Annotated in this window: 12 protein-coding genes; 5 read left to right on the top strand and 7 right to left on the bottom strand. The window is 62.7% G+C overall.

Annotated features, from left to right (window positions below; translation table 11 throughout):
* Window positions 1-21: 21 nt before the first annotated feature.
* Window positions 22-2058, bottom strand: a complete 2037-nt coding sequence (locus tag D906_RS07130; RefSeq protein WP_027614844.1) for a dermonecrotic toxin domain-containing protein — start codon at window positions 2056-2058, stop codon at window positions 22-24.
* A gap of 179 nt (window positions 2059-2237) precedes the next feature.
* On the opposite strand from D906_RS07130, the gene D906_RS07125 reads away from it, so the two are divergent.
* The 4 genes from D906_RS07125 to trxC are packed head-to-tail and all read left to right on the top strand — an operon-like array spanning window position 2238 to window position 9319.
* Window positions 2238-3980 (top strand): potassium/proton antiporter, encoded by a 1743-nt coding sequence (locus D906_RS07125; RefSeq protein ID WP_016712480.1) that lies wholly within the window; start codon window positions 2238-2240, stop codon window positions 3978-3980.
* A 35-nt stretch (window positions 3981-4015) separates the two neighbouring features.
* Entirely contained in the window at window positions 4016-7324 is a 3309-nt protein-coding gene (gene mscK / locus D906_RS07120) for a mechanosensitive channel MscK (protein WP_025752287.1), read from the top strand.
* Window positions 7325-7369: 45 nt separating this feature from the next.
* A complete protein-coding gene (selO, locus tag D906_RS07115; protein ID WP_016712482.1) occupies window positions 7370-8830 on the top strand; it encodes a protein adenylyltransferase SelO in 1461 nt (486 codons plus the stop codon).
* Window positions 8831-8884: 54 nt separating this feature from the next.
* A complete protein-coding gene (trxC, locus tag D906_RS07110) occupies window positions 8885-9319 on the top strand; it encodes a thioredoxin TrxC (protein WP_027614843.1) in 435 nt (144 codons plus the stop codon).
* A gap of 131 nt (window positions 9320-9450) precedes the next feature.
* On the opposite strand, the gene D906_RS07105 is transcribed toward trxC, so the two are convergent.
* Together D906_RS07105 and D906_RS07100 are read right to left on the bottom strand one after the other, a co-directional pair.
* On the bottom strand, window positions 9451-10224 hold the full coding sequence (locus D906_RS07105; protein ID WP_019098291.1) for a ParA family protein: 774 nt from the start codon (window positions 10222-10224) through the stop codon (window positions 9451-9453).
* Between the two features lie 76 nt (window positions 10225-10300).
* Window positions 10301-11200 (bottom strand): LysR family transcriptional regulator, encoded by a 900-nt coding sequence (locus tag D906_RS07100; protein WP_025752284.1) that lies wholly within the window; start codon window positions 11198-11200, stop codon window positions 10301-10303.
* A 166-nt stretch (window positions 11201-11366) separates the two neighbouring features.
* On the opposite strand from D906_RS07100, the gene D906_RS07095 reads away from it, so the two are divergent.
* Window positions 11367-12554 (top strand): MFS transporter, encoded by a 1188-nt coding sequence (locus D906_RS07095; RefSeq protein WP_202607039.1) that lies wholly within the window; start codon window positions 11367-11369, stop codon window positions 12552-12554.
* Window positions 12555-12592: 38 nt separating this feature from the next.
* Here the strand turns inward: D906_RS07095 and D906_RS07090 are convergent, their stop codons facing one another.
* From D906_RS07090 to gltB, 4 genes are all read right to left on the bottom strand, one after another.
* The gene (locus tag D906_RS07090) at window positions 12593-12940 is read right to left on the bottom strand and encodes a YgiW/YdeI family stress tolerance OB fold protein (protein WP_019098288.1); all 348 of its coding nucleotides are present in this window, start codon (window positions 12938-12940) and stop codon (window positions 12593-12595) included.
* Window positions 12941-13056: 116 nt separating this feature from the next.
* On the bottom strand, window positions 13057-14121 hold the full coding sequence (gene hemE / locus D906_RS07085; RefSeq protein ID WP_019098287.1) for a uroporphyrinogen decarboxylase: 1065 nt from the start codon (window positions 14119-14121) through the stop codon (window positions 13057-13059).
* Between the two features lie 129 nt (window positions 14122-14250).
* Complete coding sequence (locus tag D906_RS07080; RefSeq protein WP_027614842.1) at window positions 14251-15669, bottom strand: FAD-dependent oxidoreductase; 1419 nt, start codon at window positions 15667-15669, stop codon at window positions 14251-14253.
* 123 nt (window positions 15670-15792) lie between these two features.
* Window positions 15793-20238 (bottom strand): glutamate synthase large subunit, encoded by a 4446-nt coding sequence (gene gltB, locus D906_RS07075; RefSeq protein ID WP_019098285.1) that lies wholly within the window; start codon window positions 20236-20238, stop codon window positions 15793-15795.
* Window positions 20239-20357 lie beyond the last annotated feature (119 nt).

Raw genomic sequence — 20357 nt, 5'->3', positions numbered from 1 at the left:
TTGGCTGACATCAAAGATGTGTCACGTCGGTACCGCAAAAAACGTACGCATCAACCCGTCATCCTCCACACCCAACCGTTCAGCCATCACCTGACGGTCGAACAAGGCCCCCGTGCGCATCTCACGCACCCTCGCCCCCTCCGGCGCCCGCGCCAGTGCCTTCAGGCACACTTCCATGAAGCGATGATTGCCTCCCTTCACCGGCGTCAGCTTTTCAACCTGCAAATAACGCCCCGGCATCATCAGCGACTCCGCCTCGTCCGGACGCCTTGAGAACGGCCCGATCGGCATTGCCTGCACGTTCTCACCCGGCTCCAGCACATACACCAACGCATTGTCGCCAAAAGCCGCCTTGCCGCTCGCCTGGGTCTGCGGGTCGTTGAACACCTCCCACAGGGCATAAGGGTTTTCTGCGAACGACGTGAAATCGCTGGTCACCAACACGTCGCCCACTGCAAGGGCACCCTCGCCTGTCGTCGGTATGCCAGAACCACGCAGGCCGGACGCCGCACGGTACAGCCGCACTTGATTGTTCAAGCCTAATTGCCCAAGCGCATGTGCAAGGTCGTGGCTGCGCTGGATGCTCTCTGCACGCGAGCCTTCCAAAGGCAAACCTTGCCACAAGTTGTTGTAGCGCTCCGGCGAGCTGGTGTATTCGGCAATGGCGGCCGAGCCAAAGCCATGCTCATCGCGGTAAACCGGGTAGGGCTCACTGAAAGCATCGAGATAAGCACCGCCGGCACCTACGCTGTCGAGATCGGCCCAAGGCACCGCTCCAAGCAAAGCGGCCTGGCGAGCCAAGGCCTGATCCGACATGGCCAGCAACTCGTCTGCAGCCGGTGCCATGTAGCGCGCCCAGTCCACCTTGGCAACGACGGTTTGCGCCTGGCCTGCCACGCGTAGCGGCAGGCGGGCATCGGTGAACAGCTCACTGGCACGCAGCATTGCCGCATCGAGCAGAATGAACAGCACATCCACAACCACCGCCCACCAGGCAGCCGTGCGCCAGGCCGCCTTGCCATTGAGGGCACGGTCCAGGTGCAGGGCCAGGCTCGCAGTGCCAAGCCCGAGCGACGTCAGGATCACCGGCCAACCCACTGGCGCCATCGGCGCAATCAACATGCTAGCAGCCTGCAACCCAGCCAGCCATTCGGCCTTGCGCAGCTGTGCATTGGTGGTCAGCCGTTGGTGGGCCTCATGGACCAGCGCATCCATGAACATCTCACGAACACGAATGAACAGGTCACCCACAACAGCTTGCCGCTGCGTGTCATTCGAAAAAGCATGCGCTGCAATCCAGGCCTGTAACGCCTGGCGGCCGCCAAATACCAGCAGCACATCCTGCGCAGCGGGTAGAAAAGCGCACGCTCTACCGGTCTTGAGCGTGTACAGGAACAGTGGCTTGGCATCAGGGGCATGGCCGGACAGCGCACACCAGCCACCCCGGGCATTTGCAGGGTAATGCTCGCGCAAGGCTTTCAGGCTACTCGGCAGCTTCGTCACACGGAGTGTTGCCGCCAGCAGTTCACGCCGCTCAGGTTCGCTCAGCACGGATTGACCGACAGCGGCAAGAAAGCGAGCGCGCGCCAGCACGCAGTAATCATCGCCACGCTGCGCCCGAAACCGGTTCAACGCCTCGGTGTAGCGCCCCGCAAAATCCATTTGCCAGAACGCCTTTAGCATCGCCTGCGGGTCGAGCCGCACTTCGTTACGCTCGTCATAATCGCTATGGCTGGCATCCACCCGGTAGAAACCGCCGTAGACACTCAACTCATCGGCAGCAGTCTGCTGCTGAGGGCTGAAGCGTTGGATAACCAGCTCGGTCAGGCTCAGCGACCGCCGCGGCGGCCCACGGTGGCGCCAGCCGGTGTAGCTGCGGGAGCTGTTGGCCGTTGACTTGAATTCATGCCAGTAGAGCGTGTCCGGGTCCAGCCAGTATCCCAGCTGGTGGCGCAGCACATGGCCCGCCGCCTCGCGCGCCATGCCGTGCAGATCTGGAAATTGCCCGAGCAGGCGCTGGGCCACCTGGGCAAGAGGGAGACGTTGTTTATCGTTCATGTTACTCGGCTGCCTGACTGTGGGGGTCACCACTACATCCGCAAGCCGTAACTACAGTGCGGTATCGCTTTACAGCCCGCATCAGCCTCAGGTTAGAATCGATTGGCACGCGACCTGCTAGCTTTTGCTGAAAAATCCGCTACCACGTCCCTTCCCCCGCTGTTTCGGAGTACCTGCCTTTGGATGCAAGCACCATCAATAGCCTGTTCCTGATCGGCGCATTGCTGGTGGGTGCAAGTATCCTGGTCAGCTCGCTGTCGTCGCGCCTGGGCATCCCTATCCTGGTCATCATCCTCGCCGTCGGCATGGTCGCCGGTGTGGATGGTGGCGGCATCATCTTCAACAACTACCCCACCGCTTACCTGGTGGGCAACCTGGCACTGGCCGTGATCCTGCTCGACGGTGGCCTGCGCACACGGGTGGCAAGCTTTCGCGTGGCACTGTGGCCGGCGCTGTCGCTGGCCACGGTCGGGGTAATGATCACCACCGCCCTCACCGGCTTGGTCGCCGCCTGGCTGTTCAACCTCAGCCTGATCCAGGGCCTGCTGATCGGCGCCATCGTCGGCTCTACCGACGCTGCGGCGGTGTTCTCGCTGCTGGGCGGCAAAGGCCTGAACGAGCGGGTTACCGCTACGCTGGAAATCGAGTCGGGCAGCAACGACCCGATGGCGGTGTTCCTCACTGTCACCCTGATCGACATGATCGCCAGCGGCCAGACTGGCCTGCACTGGAGCCTGCTGGGCCATCTACTGCGCGAATTCGGCATCGGCGGCCTGTTGGGGCTGGGCGGTGGCTGGCTGATGCTGCAACTGGTCAACCGCATCAACCTGGCCGGCGGCCTGTACCCCATCCTGGTGGTGGCCGGTGGCCTGGTGGTGTTCTCGCTGACCAACGCCCTGCACGGCAGTGGCTTCCTCGCCGTGTACCTGTGCGGCCTGGTGCTGGGCAACAAGCCGATCCGCAGCCGCCACGGCATCCTGCACATGCTCGACGGCATGGCCTGGCTGGCCCAGATCGGCATGTTCCTGGTGCTGGGGCTGCTGGTCACCCCGCACGACCTGCTGCCTATCGCCCTGCCGGCGCTGGGCCTGGCGCTGTGGATGATCCTGGTGGCGCGGCCGCTGTCGGTGGTCGCCGCCTTGCTGCCCTTCAAGGCCTTCCATGGCCGCGAGAAAGGCTTCATTTCCTGGGTCGGCCTGCGCGGCGCGGTACCGATCATTCTGGCGGTGTTCCCGCTGATGGCCGGCCTGCCGGACGCCCAGCTGTTCTTCAACCTGGCGTTCTTCATCGTGCTGGTGTCGCTGCTGGTGCAAGGCACCAGCCTGCCGTGGATGGCCAAGCTGCTGAAAGTGACCGTACCGCCAGACCCGGCACCGATTTCCCGCTCTGCCCTGGAAGTGCACATCACCAGCGAGTGGGAGCTGTTCGTGTACCGCCTGGGTGCCGAAAAATGGTGCATCGGCGCCGCCCTGCGCGAACTGAAAATGCCCGAAGGCACGCGGATCGCCGCCCTGTTCCGTAACGAGCAACTGCTGCACCCGTCGGGCAGTACCGTGCTGGAAGTAGGCGACATGCTCTGCGTGATCGGCCACGAGCACAACCTGCCGGCCCTGGGCAAACTGTTCAGCCAGGCGCCACAGCGTGGCCTGGACCTGCGTTTCTTCGGCGATTTCGTGCTCGAAGGCGATGCCGAACTGGGCGCAGTGGCAGCGTTGTACGGCCTGAAACTCGATGGCCTGGACGCGAAAATGCCGTTGGCGCAGTTCATCCGACAAAAGGTCGGAGGCGCTCCAGTAGTAGGTGACCAGGTCGAATGGCATGGCACGATCTGGACCGTGGCGACCATGGACGGGAACAAGATCCAGAAAGTGGGCGTCAGATTCCCCGAAGGAACGCGACCCGGACCAGGATTGTTCCTCTAAACTTCGTTTCTGCCGGATCCACAAGTAGTCTGCCTATGTCCCTGCGCGTGTACCTTCGCACAGCCCTGCTCGGGCTGTGCCTGTCCCTTTCCTTTGCGGCCACTGCCGCAGAGGCCCCGACCACCGCCAGCATCCAGAACAGCCTCGACAAGATCGCTGAGCGCAAGCTGCCTGAGGCCGACCAGAAGGCCCTGCAGCAGGTGCTCGAACAGACCTTGAGCCAGCTGGCCAGCAAGGAAGACAGCGAGAAGAAGCTTGCCGCGCTGAAGCAGCAGCTGGCCGGGGCCCCGAAAGAAACCAGCGACAGCCAGAAAGAGCTCGCCAGGCTCAAGGAAAGCAAGCCCCAGCCCGTCGCCCAGCGGTATGCCACGCTGAGCGTGCCGCAGCTTGAGCAGATGCTCAGCGAGCGCAACACCCAACAGGGCGAGCTGCAAAAGGCGCTGTCCGAAGCCAATAGCCTGATCATCAATTCTCAAACCCGCCCGGAACGCGCCCAGGCCGAAATCAGCAACAGCCAGGCCCGTACCCAGCAGATCAACAACATCCTGAAAACCGGCAAGGACGGCGGCAAATCCATCAACGCCGACCAGCGCAACCAGCTCAATGCCGAGCTGGCCTCGCTCAATGCGCTGACCCTGCTGCGCCGCCAGGAGCTGGCCGGCAACAGCCTGCTGCAAGACCTGGGGAACGCCCGCCACGACCTGCTGATCGAACGCGCTACGCGCCTGGAGCAGGAAATCCAGGACCTGCAGACCCTGATCAACGACAAGCGCCTGGCCCAGTCTCAGGAGGCGGTTACCCAGCAGTCCATCGAAGCCCAGAAGGCCGGCGGCAGCAGCCTGCTGGCCACCGAAAGCGCGCTTAACCTCAAGCTTTCCGACTACCTGCTGAAAAGTACCGACCGCCTGAACGAACTGACCCAGCAGAACCTGCGCACCAAACAGCAACTGGACAGCCTGACCCAGGCCGACCAGGCGCTGGACGAGCAGATCAACGTGCTCAAGGGCAGCCTGTTGCTGTCCAAGATCCTCTACAAGCAGAAGCAGACCCTGCCGCACCTGAAGGTCGACCGCGACCTGGCCGACCAGATCGCCGACACCCGCCTGTACCAGTTCGAGGTCAACCAGCAGCGCGAGCAAATGAGCAGCCCGGTCACCTACGTCGACAAGCTGCTGGCTGCCCAACCGCAGGAAGAGGTGACGCCTCAACTGCGCAAGGCCCTGCTGGAAGTGGCCATCAACCGTAGCGACCTGCTGGAGCGGTTGAACCGCGAGCTGTCGGCGCTGCTGAACGAATCGATCACCCTGCAGCTCAATCAGAAGCAGTTGCTGGGCACCGCGCAGAGCCTGCGCACCACCCTCGACGAGCAGATGTTCTGGATCCCCAGCAACAAGCCGCTGGACTGGGACTGGCTGAGCTATGTGCCAGAGCGCCTGGCCGACCAGGTAGCCAACCTGCCGTGGGGCTCGGGCCTGAAAGAACTGGCCGACGGTCTCAGCCAGCGCCCGCTGCTGTTCCTGCCATTGCTGCTGGTGATTGGCGCCTTGCTGTGGCGGCGCAAGTACCTGTACCAACGGCTGGGCAAGGTGCACCAGGACATCGGCCACTTCCGCCGTGACAGCCAGTGGCACACGCCCCAGGCAATCCTCATCAATATCCTGCTGGCAATGCCGGTCAGCCTTGGCCTGGCGCTGTGCAGCTACGCCCTGCAGATCGACGCCCGCGGGCAGAACGCCAACCTGGGCGCCGCCCTCTGGCAACTGGCCCAGGCCTGGCTGGTGTTCTACACCGCCTACCGCATCCTCGCCCCCGGTGGCGTGGCCGAAATCCACTTCCGCTGGCACAAGCCGCAGGTCGAATTCCTGCGCGGCTGGGTACGCCGCCTGGGGACCGTGGTGCTGGCGCTGGTCGGTGTGGTGGCGGTGGCCGAGCACCAGCCCTCGGCGCTGGCCGACGACGTGCTGGGGATCGGCGTGGTGCTGACGTGCTACGCACTGATGGCCTGGCTGCTCAGCCGCCTGCTGCTCAGCAGCCCGGCACACCGCGACACTTCACTGTTCCGCAAGGCAGTGGGCGTGGCCTTCACCGCCCTGCCCATCGCCCTGTTCGTCGCCGTGTGCTTCGGCTACTACTACACCGCGCTGAAACTCACCGACCGGCTGATCTACACCCTGTACCTGCTGCTGTTCTGGCTGGTGATCGAGGCTGCATTCGTGCGTGGCCTGTCGGTCGCGGCACGGCGCCTGGCCTACCAGCGGGCGCTGAGCAAGCGGGCGGCGGCCAAGGAAGGGCTGGATGGCGAAGTCATCACCGAAGAGCCGACGCTGGACATCGAGCAGGTCAACCAGCAATCGCTGCGCCTGATTCGCCTGGCCCTGCTCGGCGGCTTCATCGCCGGCCTGTACTGGGTGTGGGCAGACCTGATTTCAGTGTTCGCCTACCTCAACAACTTCGTCCTCTACGAATACACCAGCGGCACCGGCGCCGCCGCCAGCATGGTACCGATCAGCCTTGGCGACCTGCTGGGTGCGCTGGTGATCGTCGGTATCACCTTCGCCCTGGCCGGCAACTTGCCGGGCCTGCTGGAAGTGCTGGTGCTGTCACGCCTGAACCTGGCCCAGGGCAGCGCCTACGCCACCACCACGCTGTTGTCGTACACCATCGTCGGCGTCGGTATCGTCAGCACCCTGTCCACCCTGGGGGTGAGCTGGGACAAGCTGCAATGGCTGGTGGCTGCACTGTCGGTGGGCCTGGGCTTCGGCATGCAGGAAATCTTCGCCAACTTCATCTCTGGCATCATGATCCTGTTCGAGCGCCCGGTGCGCATTGGCGACACCATCACCATCGGCAACCTGTCCGGCACGGTCAGCAAGATCCGCATCCGCGCCACCACCATCACCGACTTCGACCGCAAGGACATCATCGTCCCCAACAAGACCTTCATCACCGGCCAGCTGATCAACTGGTCGCTGACCGACACGGTTACCCGGGTGACGCTGAAACTGGGCATCGACTACGGCTCCGACCTGGACCTGGTACGTGACCTGCTGCTCAAAGGTGCGCATGAGAACCCACGGGTGCTCAAGGACCCTGAACCGATCGTGTACTTCCTCAACTTCGGCGAAAGCTCGCTGGACCACGAACTGCGGATGCACGTACGCGACCTGGGCGACCGCAACCCGACGCTGGACGAGATCAACCGCTACATCAGCCGCGAGTTCAAGGCGCACAACATCAAGATCTCGGTGCGCCAGGTCGAGGTATTCCTGATGGACCCCAACGGCGGCAAACAGCAGTTGATTCCGATGGAGCAGCCCAAACCGGATGGCACTGCACCGGCCTGAGTGGGCTCGAATGCTTTATTCTGTGCTGAATCTCAGGAGCAGCCCGTGAAAGCCCTCGACCAACTCACCTTCGACAACCGCTTCGCCCGCCTGGGCGATGCGTTCTCTACCCAGGTCCTGCCAGAACCCATCGCAGACCCGCGCCTGGTCGTTGCGAGCGAGTCGGCCATGGCGCTGCTCGACCTCGACCCCGCCCAGGCCGACCTACCGGTGTTCGCCGAGCTGTTCAGCGGCCACAAACTGTGGGAAGAAGCCGACCCACGCGCGATGGTGTATTCCGGCCACCAGTTCGGCTCCTACAACCCGCGCCTGGGCGATGGCCGTGGCCTGCTGTTGGCTGAAGTGCTCAACGACAAAGGCGAACACTGGGACCTGCACCTGAAGGGGGCCGGCCAGACCCCGTATTCGCGCATGGGCGACGGCCGCGCTGTGCTGCGCTCGTCGATCCGCGAGTTTCTGGCCTCCGAAGCCCTGCACGCCCTCGGCATTGCCACCAGCCGTGCGCTGTGCGTGGTCGGCTCCAGCACCCCGGTATGGCGCGAAACCCGCGAAAGCGCTGCCATGCTCACCCGCCTGGCGCAGAGCCATGTGCGCTTCGGCCATTTCGAATACTTCTACTACACCAAACAGCCCGAGCAGCAGCGCGTGCTGATCGATCATGTACTGCAGCAGCACTACCCTGAATGCCAGGATGCCGAGCAACCGTACCTGGCCATGTTCCGCACCATCGTCGAGCGCAATGCCGAACTGATCGCCCGCTGGCAGGCCTATGGTTTCTGCCACGGGGTGATGAACACCGACAATATGTCGATCCTGGGCATCACCTTCGACTTCGGCCCCTACGCCTTCCTCGATGACTTCGACGCCAACTTCATCTGCAACCACTCCGACGACCGTGGCCGCTACAGCTACGCCAACCAGGTGCCCATCGCCCACTGGAACCTCAGCGCGCTGGCACAGGCCCTGACCACGGTGATCGAGGTGGAGCCCCTGAAGGAGGCACTGGGGCTTTTCTTGCCTCTGTACCAGGCCCATTATCTGGACCTCATGCGCCGCCGCCTGGGCCTGACCACTGCCGAGGATGACGACATGGCGCTGGTCGAGCGCCTGCTGCAGTGCATGCAGCGGGGTGGTGTGGACTACAGCCTGTTCTTCCGAAAGCTGGGTGAACAGCCGGTTGCCGAGGCGCTGAACCTAGTGCGCGATGATTTTATCGACCTGGCCGCTTTCGATGCCTGGGGCGCAGATTATCTGGCCCGCTGTGAGCGTGAACCCGGTAATGCCGAAGGGCGCCGTGAACGGATGCATGCGGTGAACCCGCTGTATGTGCTGCGCAATTATCTGGCCCAGAGAGCCATCGAAGCGGCCGAAGCGGGGGATTACAGTGAAGTGCGGCGGTTGCATCAGGTGCTGACCAGGCCGTTCGAGGAACAAGCCGGCATGCAAGCCTACGCTGAGCGACCGCCGGAATGGGGCAAGCATCTGGAAATCAGCTGCTCTTCTTGATTGATGATTGCTCAGCCGGCGATAGGGCCCGCAAAAACAATACAAGGAATTGATATGTCCGACCCACTGGTAATCCCCTGCCCCCACTGCAACGGCCTCAACCGCCTGCCCGCCGGGCGCCTGGGTGACGCCCCGAAATGCGGGCGCTGCAAACAAGACGTGCTGCTGAGCACTCCTTTCGAGCTCACCGAAGCCAGCTACGCCAGCCAGATCAAAGGCGACCTGCCGCTGCTGGTCGACATCTGGGCCGGCTGGTGCGGCCCGTGCAAATCCTTCGCCCCCACCTTCGAACAGGCTGCCCGCCAGCTGGCTGGCCGTTGCCGACTGGCCAAGCTCGACAGCGAAGCCAACCGCAACCTCGCCGGGCAACTCGGCATCCGCTCGATCCCCAGCCTGCTGCTGTTCAAGAGCGGCCGCGAAGTCAGCCGCCAGGCCGGGGCGTTTCCACTTCAGTCGTTGCTGGAGTGGGTGCGTAGCCAAGGGGTTTAGGTGTGTTTTCTGGTGCATGCCTTTAGCAGGATGGCGGCTGTGGCATCGAGCGCCGCGCGGGCGGCGCTCGATTTCACAGGCGCCGAAAATGCTGCGCCAGGCACCTGGCAGCCTTGATACCTAACAGACGTCTAACCTCTCTCCTCCAGCAAATCATGCAACTCGACAAACTGCTGGGTCAGCTTGTGCTTCGGCTCCAGGTGAATCAGGGGCAGGCTGGCGTGGTGCGATTCACGCATCTTCACCGAGCTGCCCAGGTACACCGGTAACACCGGCAGGCCTTCGGCCAGCAGTTCGTCGAGCATCTGCTGCGGCAGGCTGGCGCGGGACTGGAACTGGTTGACCACGATACCTTCGACCAGCAGGTCTTCGTTGTGGTCATCCTTGAGGTCTTCGATCTCGGCCAGCAGGCCGTACAGGGCCTGGCGTGAAAAACTGTCGCAGTCGAAGGGAATCAGTACGCGATCGGCGGCAATCAGTGCAGAAACCGCGTAAAAATTCAGCGCTGGCGGGGTGTCGATGTAGATCCGGTCGTAATCCTCGTCCAGCTCGTCCAACAGCTTTCGCAGCTTGTTGATCTTGTGCTTGGCCTCAAGCTTGGGTTGCAAATCGGCCAGTTCTGCCGTGGCGGTGACCACATGCAGGTTGTCGAAAGGGGTTTCGTAGATATCGACCTTGTTCTTCTTGCTGAACGGCCCGCTGGACAGGCTTTGCTTGAAGAAGTCGGCAATCCCCATGGGGATGTCCTCGCCGGTGAGGCCGGTAAGGTACTGGGTCGAGTTGGCCTGGGCATCCAGGTCGATCAACAGGGTCCGATAGCCTTCATTGGCACTGACCGCCGCCAGGTTGCAGGCAATGCTCGACTTGCCCACGCCACCTTTCTGATTGAACACCACGCGCCGCATGATTGACCTCCGTGTTTCAACGAATGCCCGAGTATGTGGCGGCACTGCGGCAATGGCCAGTGCCATTTGACCGGCATCAGCCCTGGCCGACCACCTGCCCCGTCAACAGCTCGGCAAACGCCTTGGCCATCACCGAATTGCCGCGCTCGCGCTGCACCAGCCAAACCGCCGACATCGCCCCTTCATCCAGCAAGGTGCGGTACACCACCCCCTCGATGCGCATGCGCTGGAATGACGCCGGCAACACCGACACCCCCAACCCCGCCGACACCAGCCCGATGATGGTCATCGCCTCCCCCGCCTCCTGGGCAAAGTGCGGGCTGAAACCTGCCTGACGCGCCAGGCTCAGCAACTGCGCATGCAAACCGCTGCCATAACTGCGTGGGAAGAACACGAATGGCTCATGGGCCAGCGCCGCCATGTGCACACCCTGTTCAGTGCCCTCGGCAAGCGGATGCGAAGCATTGATGACTGCCACCAGCGGCTCACGAAACAACTCGGTGACCTGCAAACCTTCAGGCAACGGCATCGGCCGCATCAACCCGACTTCGATGGACTCGTCGAACACCCCTTCGGCGACATCGCGGCTGCTCATTTCCTTGAGGTTCAGGTGCACCGCCGGGAAACGCTGGCGAAAGGCATGGATGGCCTTGGGGATCTTCGAGGTGAAGGGCGCAGACGAGGTAAAGCCGATCTTCATTTCACCCAGTTCTCCCAGCTGAGCACGCCGGGCCACATCGGCCGCCTTCTCCACCTGCGCCAACACCCGACGCGCCTCCTCAAGGAATAACCGCCCTGCCTCGCTCAGCTCCACCCGACGGTTGGTACGCTCGAACAGCCGAGCTCCCAGCTCCTGCTCCAGGGCCTGGATCTGTTGGCTCAGCGGCGGCTGCGAGATGCCCAGCTGCTGCGCGGCACGGCCAAAGTGCAGCTCTTCGGCCACGGCGATGAAGTAACGCAGATGGCGCAGTTCCATGATCGGCTCCAAACAGGTCGTAAAACATCTCAAATAGGTCGAACAATATATTGGATCTAATCATTAGCCAGCTATATGCTTTTTTCCATTGCGCCAGAGGTACCCGCCCGTGAAAACTGCTGTAGCCCCCCTTCCCGCCGAGCCAGAACCTGCGCCCCTGAACGAAATGTGGATCGAAAAAGGCACCCCCGCCTTCATGAAGACCGTGCTGGCCTTGTTCAGCGGCGGCTTCGCCACCTTCGCCCTGCTGTACTGCGTTCAGCCGATGATGCCGCTGTTGTCCAAGGAATTTGCCATCAACGCTGCGCAAAGCAGCCTGGTGCTGTCGGTGGCCACCGCCATGCTGGCGTTCGGCCTGTTGATCACCGGCCCTATCTCTGATCGCATCGGGCGCAAGCCGGTAATGGTCTTTGCCCTGGTTTGCGCAGCCCTCTCCACCTTGGCCAGCGCAGTGATGCCGAGCTGGGAGCTGGTACTGGTCACCCGCGCACTGGTCGGCCTGTCGTTGAGTGGCCTGGCGGCAGTGGCCATGACCTACCTGAGCGAAGAGATCCACCCGCAGCACATCGGCCTGGCCATGGGCCTGTACATCGGGGGCAACGCGATTGGCGGCATGAGTGGGCGGCTCATCACTGGCGTACTGATCGACTTCGTCAGCTGGCACACGGCGATGCTGACCATCGGCGGCCTGGCCCTGGTGGCCGCACTGGTGTTCTGGAAGGTATTGCCCGAATCGCGCAACTTCCGCCCACAGTCGATGAACCCGCGCAGCCTGCTGGACGGCTTTGTCATGCACTTCAAGGATGCCGGCCTGCCTTGGTTGTTCCTTGAAGCCTTCCTGCTGATGGGGGCTTTCGTCACCCTGTTCAACTACATCGGCTACCGCCTGCTGGCTGAGCCCTACCATATGAACCAGGCGCTGGTCGGCCTGCTGTCGGTGGTGTACCTGTCTGGCATCTACAGCTCGGCGCAGGTCGGCGCACTGGCGGACAAGCTGGGCCGGCGCAAGGTGTTCTGGGCCAGTATCGTGGTGATGGCGGGAGGCTTACTGATGACCCTGGCCAGCCCGCTGGCGATGGTGATCTTAGGCATGCTGGTGTTCACCTTCGGCTTCTTTGGCGCGCACTCGGTTGCCAGCAGCTGGATCGGCCGCCGGGCGCTGAAGGCCAAGGGGCAGGCCTCGTCGCTGTACCTGTTCAGCTATTACGCCGGGTCGAGCGTGGCGGGTACTGCGGGCGGGGTGTTCTGGCACCAGTGGGGCTGGAATGGCATCGGGCTGTTCATTGGCAGCTTGCTGGCGGTGGCGTTGCTGGTGGCGTTGCACCTGAGCAAGCTTCCACCGAAAACGGCTTGAGGGCCATTCGCGGGTTTACCCGCGAATAGGCCCTCGGATCAGTTGATGATCTCGACAATATCCACATCCACTTCCCGGCTCATCAGGTGCTTCTCCACCTCACCGGTCAGCTTGACCTTGGTCTTGTCATTGAACGGCGTAGGCGGCAGGTCTTCGTCATCGATCTCGACGGTGATGGTGCCGGTGTTGTCCTTGAACTCGTACTTGTCGTCGTTGTTGATCTTCTTGGTCACGAAGCCTTGCAGCACCACCGGAGTGTCATCGGCAGCGTCGTTGGCAGCGGCCACCGTAGTGACCGACTGGGCGCCGGGGCCGGTATAGCTCGCAGCCAGTGCGGCGGTGCTGAACAGAGGGGCGAGGATCAGGGCGAGATAACGTGCTTTCATGGGGATCGGGTCCTTTTTGGGTTTCGATGGGACCAGATTAACGACGATCGCTGAATTAAAACTTAATGCGACAAAAAGCCCGGCACAGGGCCGGGCTTGGGTTTTCAGCCTTCAGATCACTGATGATACTGCGCCGACAGCTCATGCACGGCGTTGATGAACACACCCGCGTGCTCCGGGTCGACTTCCGGAGTAATGCCGTGGCCCAGGTTGAACACATGGCCCGTGCCGTGACCGTAGCTGGCCAGGATGCGCGCCACTTCCTGGCGGATGGCTTCCGGCTTGGCGTACAGCACGGTCGGGTCCATGTTGCCTTGCAGGGCCACCTTGTCACCCACGCGGCGGCGGGCGTCGCCGATCTCGCAGGTCCAGTCCAGGCCCAATGCGTCGGCACCGGCGTCGGCAATGCTTTCCAGCCACAGGCCACCGTTCTTGGTGAACAGGATCACCGGCACCTTGCGCCCTTCGTGCTCGCGGATCAGGCCGCTGACGATCTTGCGCATGTAGGCCAGGGAGAATTCCTGGTAGGCCGCCGCCGACAGGTTGCCACCCCAGGTGTCGAAAATCTGCACAGCCTGGGCACCGGCCAGAATCTGGCCATTCAGGTAGCTGGTCACCGACTGGGCGAGCTTGTCCAGCAGCAGGTGCAGGGCTTGCGGGTTGTCGTAGGCCATGGCCTTGGTCTTGCGGAAGTCTTTCGACGAGCCGCCTTCGACCATGTAGGTGGCCAGGGTCCACGGGCTGCCCGAGAAGCCGATCAGCGGCACACGGCCGTTGAGCTCGCGGCGAATGGTGCTGACCGCGTCCATCACATAACCCAGGTCTTTCTGTGGGTCGGGGATTGGCAGCGCTTCGATGTCGGCCGGGGTGCTGATGACCTTCTTGAAACGCGGGCCTTCGCCGGTTTCGAAGTACAGGCCCAGGCCCATGGCGTCAGGGATGGTGAGGATGTCCGAGAACAGGATCGCCGCGTCCAGCGGGTAGCGGTCCAGCGGCTGCAAGGTGACCTCGCAGGCGAACTGCGGGTTCATGCACAGGCTCATGAAATCACCGGCCTTGGCGCGGCTGGCGCGGTACTCCGGTAGGTAGCGGCCGGCTTGGCGCATCATCCACACCGGGGTGACATCTACGGGTTGCTTGAGCAGTGCACGCAGGAAACGATCGTTCTTCAGGGCAGTCATGTCGGCATCCGGAAAAATAGTGCGGGCATTTTCTCAGACGCACAAAGAAAAGGCACGGCTCATTGCCGTGCCTTTTCTCTATGCGTATGTCCTGGATCAATAGATTTTGTATACAAAATCTAAATGATTTCAGATTTCGAGGTAGTCCAGGATGCCTTCAGCAGCGGTACGCCCTTCGAAGATGGCCGTTACCACAAGGTCCGAACCGCGCACCATGTCGCCACCGGCAAACACTTTCGGGTTGCTGGTCTGGTGCTTGAACTTGCCTTTCTCCGGCGCCACCACGCGGCCTTGGCTATCCAGCTGGATACCATGCTGCTCGAACCACGGCGCCGGGCTTGGACGGAAGCCGAAGGCGATCACCACGGCATCGGCCGGCAGGATCTCTTCAGAACCCGGGATCGGCTCGGGGCTACGGCGGCCACGGGCATCCGGCTCGCCAAGGCGGGTTTCGACCACTTTCACGCCTTCCACCTTGTCCTCGCCAACGATGGCGATAGGCTGGCGGTTGTAGAGGAACTTCACGCCCTCTTCCTTGGCGTTCTTCACCTCTTTGCGCGAACCCGGCATGTTGGCTTCGTCACGGCGATAGGCGCAGGTCACCGATTTGGCGCCCTGACGGATCGACGTGCGGTTGCAGTCCATCGCAGTATCGCCACCGCCCAGCACCACAACCTTCTTGCCCTGCATGTCGACGAAGTCTTCCGGCGACTTCTCGAAGCCCAGGTTACGGTTGACGTTGGCGATCAGGAAGTCCAGCGCGTCGTGCACGCCTGGCAGGTCCTCGCCCGGGAAGCCACCCTTCATGTAGGTGTAGGTACCCATGCCCATGAATACGGCGTCGTACTCGGCGAGCAGCTGTTCCATGGTGACGTCCTTGCCCACCTCGGTGTTCAGGCGGAATTCGATGCCCATGCCGGTGAAGACTTCGCGGCGGTTGCTGAGCACGGTTTTTTCCAGCTTGAACTCGGGGATGCCGAAGGTCAGCAGGCCACCGATTTCCGGATTCTTGTCGAACACCACCGGGGTCACGCCGGCACGCACCAGTACGTCGGCGCAGCCCAGGCCAGCAGGGCCGGCGCCGATAATGGCAACGCGCTTGCCGGTTGGCTTGACCTTGGACATGTCCGGGCGCCAGCCCATGGCGAAGGCGGTGTCGGTGATGTACTTCTCCACCGAACCGATGGTCACCGCACCAAAGCCGTCGTTCAGGGTGCAGGCACCCTCGCAAAGGCGGTCTTGCGGGCACACGCGGCCGCACACTTCCGGCAGGGTGTTGGTCTGGTGCGACAGCTCGGCGGCGGCCAGGATGTTGCCTTCAGAAACCAGCTTCAACCAGTTGGGGATGAAGTTGTGTACCGGGCACTTCCATTCGCAATACGGGTTACCGCAGCCCAGGCAGCGGTGCGCCTGTTCCACGGACTGCTGCGGCTTGAACGGTTCGTAGATTTCCACGAACTCTTTCTTGCGCTGGCGCAGCAGCTTTTTCTTCGGGTCCTTGCGGCCCACTTCGATGAACTGGAAGTCGTTGTTCAGACGTTCAGCCATTTTTCAAAACCTCTTTACAGCAGCTGCAAGCTACAAGCTGCAAGCCGCAAGACGATCACTTAAGCCGGGCAAACCTCGTACTGCCTTTACGTGCAGCTTGAGGCTTGCCACTTGCAGCTGTTTTTACTGCGGGTTGGCACGGGTGCTGGACAGCAGTTGCTTCAGGTTGGCTGCCTTCGGCTTCACCAGCCAGAAGCGCCGCACGTAGTCGTCCAGGTTCTCCGAGAGCTCACGCCCCCACTCGCTGCCGGTTTCTTCCACATACTCGTCAAGGACGCGCGCCAGGTGGCTGCGGTAGGCCTCCATCGCTTCACCACTGATACGCTGGATTTCCACCAGTTCGTGGTTGAGCTTGTCGACGAAGCTATTGTCCATGTCGAGCACGTAGGCGAAGCCGCCAGTCATGCCAGAACCGAAGTTGTAACCGGTCTTGCCCAACACGCAGACAAAGCCGCCGGTCATGTATTCACAGCAGTGATCGCCAGTCCCCTCGACAACAGCGTGGGCGCCGGAGTTACGCACAGCGAAGCGCTCGCCCGCAGTACCCGCAGCAAACAGCTTGCCGCCAGTGGCACCGTACAGGCAGGTGTTGCCGACGATGGCGCTGTGTTGGGTTTCGAACGGGCTGCCGGCTGGCGGCACGATGGTGAGCTTGCCACCGGTCATGCCCTTGCCGACGTAGTCGTTGGCGTCGCCTTCCAGGTGCAGGTTCAGGCCACCGGCGTTCCACACCCCGAAGCTTTGGCCCGCAGTACCCTTGAAACGGAAGGTGATCGGCGCCGCAGCCATGCCCTGGTTGCCGTGCAAGCGGGCGATTTCACCCGACACGCGCGCACCGATGGAACGGTCGCAGTTGCAGATGTCGAGGTTGAACTCGCCACCAGCCTGGTCACGGATGGCCGGCATGGCCATTTCCACCATTTTCTCGGCCAGCTCGCCCTGGTCGAACGGCGGGTTCTTGTCCACTTCGCAGAACTGCGGCTTGTCAGCCGGGATGTGCGAGCTGCCCAGCAGCGGCGACAGGTCCAGGTACTGCTGGCGCTCGGTGTCGCCTGGCAATACGTCGAGCAGGTCAGTACGGCCGATCAGTTCGCCCAGGCTGCGCACGCCCAGTTTGGCCAGCCACTCACGGGTCTCGGTGGCGACGAAGGTGAAGAAGTTGATCACCATGTCGACGGTGCCGATGTAGTGATCCTTGCGCAGCTTGTCGTTCTGAGTGGCTACGCCGGTGGCGCAGTTGTTCAGGTGGCAGATGCGCAGGTACTTGCAGCCCAGGGCGATCATTGGCGCGGTACCGAAGCCGAAGCTTTCGGCGCCAAGGATGGCCGCCTTGATCACATCCAGGCCGGTTTTAAGGCCGCCGTCGGTCTGTACCCGCACCTTGCCGCGCAGGTCGTTGCCACGCAGGGTCTGGTGGGTTTCGGCCAGGCCCAGTTCCCACGGGGCGCCGGCGTACTTGATAGAGGTCAGCGGCGAAGCACCGGTACCCCCGTCGTAGCCCGAGATGGTGATCAGGTCGGCATAGGCCTTGGCCACACCAGCGGCGATGGTGCCCACGCCGGCTTCCGCCACCAGCTTGACCGACACCAGCGCCTGCGGGTTGACCTGCTTGAGGTCGTAGATCAGCTGGGCCAGGTCTTCGATCGAGTAGATGTCGTGGTGCGGTGGTGGCGAAATCAGGGTCACGCCCGGTACCGCATAGCGCAGCTTGGCGATCAGGCCGTTGACCTTGCCGCCTGGCAGCTGGCCGCCCTCACCGGGCTTGGCGCCCTGGGCTACCTTGATCTGCAGCACTTCGGCGTTGACCAGGTATTCCGGGGTCACGCCAAAGCGACCGGTGGCCACCTGCTTGATCTTGGAGCTGCGCAGGGTGCCGTAGCGCGCCGGGTCTTCACCGCCCTCACCGGAGTTGGAGCGCGCGCCCAGGCGGTTCATGGCCTCGGCCAGCGCCTCGTGGGCTTCCGGCGACAGGGCACCCAGCGAGATACCGGCGGAGTCGAACCGCTTGAGGATGGCCTCCAGCGGTTCGATCTGCTCCAGCGGCAGCGGCTGGTCGGCCACTTTCACTTTCAGCAGGTCGCGAATCATCGACACCGGGCGGGTGTCGACCAGCGTGGTGTATTCCTTGAACTTGGCGTAGTCGCCCTGCTGCACGGCGGCTTGCAGGGTGTTGACCACGTCCGGGTTGTAAGCGTGGTACTCGCCACCGTGAACGAACTTCAGCAGGCCGCCTTGCTGGATCGGCTTGCGCGCACTCCAGGCTTCGGCTGCCAGCAGCTTCTGGTCGCTTTCCAGGTCTTCGAAGCGCGCACCCTTGATACGGCTGGACACGCCCTTGAAGCTCAGGCCGACCACTTCCTCGGCCAGGCCGATGGCTTCGAACAGCTGCGCACCACGGTACGAGGCGATGGTGGAGATGCCCATCTTCGACAGGATCTTCAGCAGGCCCTTGGAGATGCCCTTGCGGTAGTACTTGAAGACTTCGTCCAGGTCGCCCAGTACTTCGCCGGTGCGGATCAGGTCGGCCAGCACTTCATAAGCCAGGTACGGGTAAACAGCCGAGGCACCGAAGCCCAGCAGCACGGCAAAGTGGTGCGGGTCGCGGGCGGTGGCGGTTTCCACCAGGATGTTGCTGTCGCAACGCAGGCCTTGTTCGGTCAGGCGGTGGTGCACTGCACCCACGGCCAGCGAAGCGTGCACCGGCAGTTTGCCCGGGGCGATGTAGCGGTCACTCAGCACCAGCTGGGTCTTGCCAGCGCGCACGGCTTCTTCAGCCTGGTCAGCGATATTGCGGATGGCCGCCTCCAGGCCGACACCCTCTTCATAGTTGAGGTCGATCAGCTGGCGGTCGAAACCTTCGCGCTCCAGGCTCATCAGCGAACGCCACTTGGCGGGCGAAATGACCGGCGAGCTGAGGATCACCCGCGAAGCGTGCTCCGGGGACTCCTGGAAAATGTTGCGCTCGGCGCCCAGGCAGATTTCCAGCGACATCACGATCGCTTCGCGCAGCGGGTCGATCGGCGGGTTGGTCACTTGGGCGAACTGCTGGCGGAAGAAGTCGTACGGCGAACGCACGCGCTGCGACAGCACGGCCATCGGCGTGTCGTCACCCATCGAGCCGACGGCTTCCTGGCCCTGCTCACCCAGCGGGCGCAGCACCTGATCACGCTCTTCGAAGGTGACCTGGAACATCTTCATGTATTGCTTGAGCTGGTCAGCGTCATAGCTGGCCACGCCCTGGTCGTCGGTCAGCGTCGCCTGGATACGGGTGGCGTGCTGACGCAGCCAGCGCTTGTAGGGGTGACGCGACTTCAGGCGGTTGTCGATGGCGTCGGTGTCGAGGATCTGGCCGGTTTCGGTGTCCACGGCCAGGATCTGACCCGGGCCGACACGGCCTTTGGCCAGCACTTCCTCAGGCTGGTAGCCCCATACGCCGATTTCCGAGGCGATGGTGATGTAGCCATTGGTGGTGGTCACCCAGCGCGCCGGGCGCAGGCCGTTCCGGTCCAACAGGCACACCGCGTGGCGGCCTTCGGTCATGACGATACCGGCCGGGCCGTCCCACGGCTCCATGTGCATGGAGTTGTATTCGTAGAAGGCACGCAGGTCGGCGTCCATGGTCTCGACGTTCTGCCAGGCTGGCGGTACCAGCATGCGCACACCACGGAACAGGTCGATGCCACCGGTCACCATCAGTTCCAGCATGTTGTCCATGCTCGACGAGTCGGAACCCACGCGGTTGACCAGCGGGCCGAGCTCTTCGAGGTCGGGGATCAGGTCGTTGGCGAACTTGGTGCGACGGGCCATGGCCCAGTTGCGGTTGCCGGTGATGGTGTTGATCTCGCCATTGTGGGCGAGGAAGCGGAACGGCTGCGCCAGCGGCCATTTCGGCAGGGTGTTGGTGGAGAAGCGCTGGTGGAACACGCAGATCGCAGTTTGCAGGCGCTCGTCACCCAGGTCTGGGTAGAACGCCGCGAGATCGCGCGGCATCATCAGGCCTTTGTAGATGATGGTCTTGTGCGAGAAGCTGCAGATGTAGTGGTCGGCGTCGTGGGCGTTGGCCACCGACGAACGGCGACGGGCACTGAACAGCTTGATCGCGAATTCCTGATCGCTCAGGCCTTCACCGCCGATGAACACCTGCTCGATCTGTGGCAGGCGCTCCAGGGCCAGGCGGCCGAGCACGCTGGTGTCGATCGGCACCTTGCGCCAGCCGACCAGTTTCAGGCCGGCTGCGAGGATTTCGCGGTCCATGTTGGCGCGGGCGGCTTCAGCTTTGACTGGGTCCTGGTTGAAGAACACCATACCGACGGCGTACTGCTTCGGCAGCTCGACGGCGAAGTGCTCCTGGGCCACGGCACGCAGGAATTGATCGGGCTTCTGCATGAGCAGACCGCAACCGTCACCGGTCTTGCCGTCGGCGTTGATGCCGCCGCGGTGGGTCATGCAGGTCAGCGCCTGCATGGCGGTTTGCAGAAGGTGGTGGCTCGGTTCGCCCGTCATATGGGCGATCAGGCCAAAACCACAGTTGTCCTTGAATTCTTCGGGATGGTACAGACCTGTTTTCATAGACACATTCTCACCAGGTTCACCTCTCAACGGAGGCAAATCTCTTTTTTAACAACCACTTACCATCCACGCCGATCAAATGCCAGCTTTTTTGCGGTGGCCATGGAAAACCATTGTTG

The sequence above is a fragment of the Pseudomonas sp. LAIL14HWK12:I1 genome (assembly GCF_003202095.1).
Taxonomy (GTDB): Bacteria; Pseudomonadota; Gammaproteobacteria; order Pseudomonadales; family Pseudomonadaceae; genus Aquipseudomonas; species Aquipseudomonas monteilii.
Note: the sequence above shows the minus strand (reverse complement) of the source record. Positions and strands in the feature narration are given on the sequence as shown.

Excerpts from the sequence above, each read along its gene's own strand:
- trxC (WP_027614843.1), top strand. The coding sequence starts at position 8,885 with ATGTCCGACCCACTGGTAATCCCCTGCCCCCACTGCAACGGCCTCAAC.
- D906_RS07105 (WP_019098291.1), bottom strand. The coding sequence starts at position 10,224 with ATGCGGCGCGTGGTGTTCAATCAGAAAGGTGGCGTGGGCAAGTCGAGC.
- D906_RS07095 (WP_202607039.1), top strand. The coding sequence starts at position 11,367 with ATGTGGATCGAAAAAGGCACCCCCGCCTTCATGAAGACCGTGCTGGCC.
- hemE (WP_019098287.1), bottom strand. The coding sequence starts at position 14,121 with ATGACTGCCCTGAAGAACGATCGTTTCCTGCGTGCACTGCTCAAGCAA.
- D906_RS07100 (WP_025752284.1), bottom strand. The coding sequence starts at position 11,200 with ATGGAACTGCGCCATCTGCGTTACTTCATCGCCGTGGCCGAAGAGCTG.
- D906_RS07080 (WP_027614842.1), bottom strand. The coding sequence starts at position 15,669 with ATGGCTGAACGTCTGAACAACGACTTCCAGTTCATCGAAGTGGGCCGC.
- mscK (WP_025752287.1), top strand. The coding sequence starts at position 4,016 with ATGTCCCTGCGCGTGTACCTTCGCACAGCCCTGCTCGGGCTGTGCCTG.
- D906_RS07130 (WP_027614844.1), bottom strand. The coding sequence starts at position 2,058 with ATGAACGATAAACAACGTCTCCCTCTTGCCCAGGTGGCCCAGCGCCTG.
- gltB (WP_019098285.1), bottom strand. The coding sequence starts at position 20,238 with ATGAAAACAGGTCTGTACCATCCCGAAGAATTCAAGGACAACTGTGGT.
- D906_RS07090 (WP_019098288.1), bottom strand. The coding sequence starts at position 12,940 with ATGAAAGCACGTTATCTCGCCCTGATCCTCGCCCCTCTGTTCAGCACC.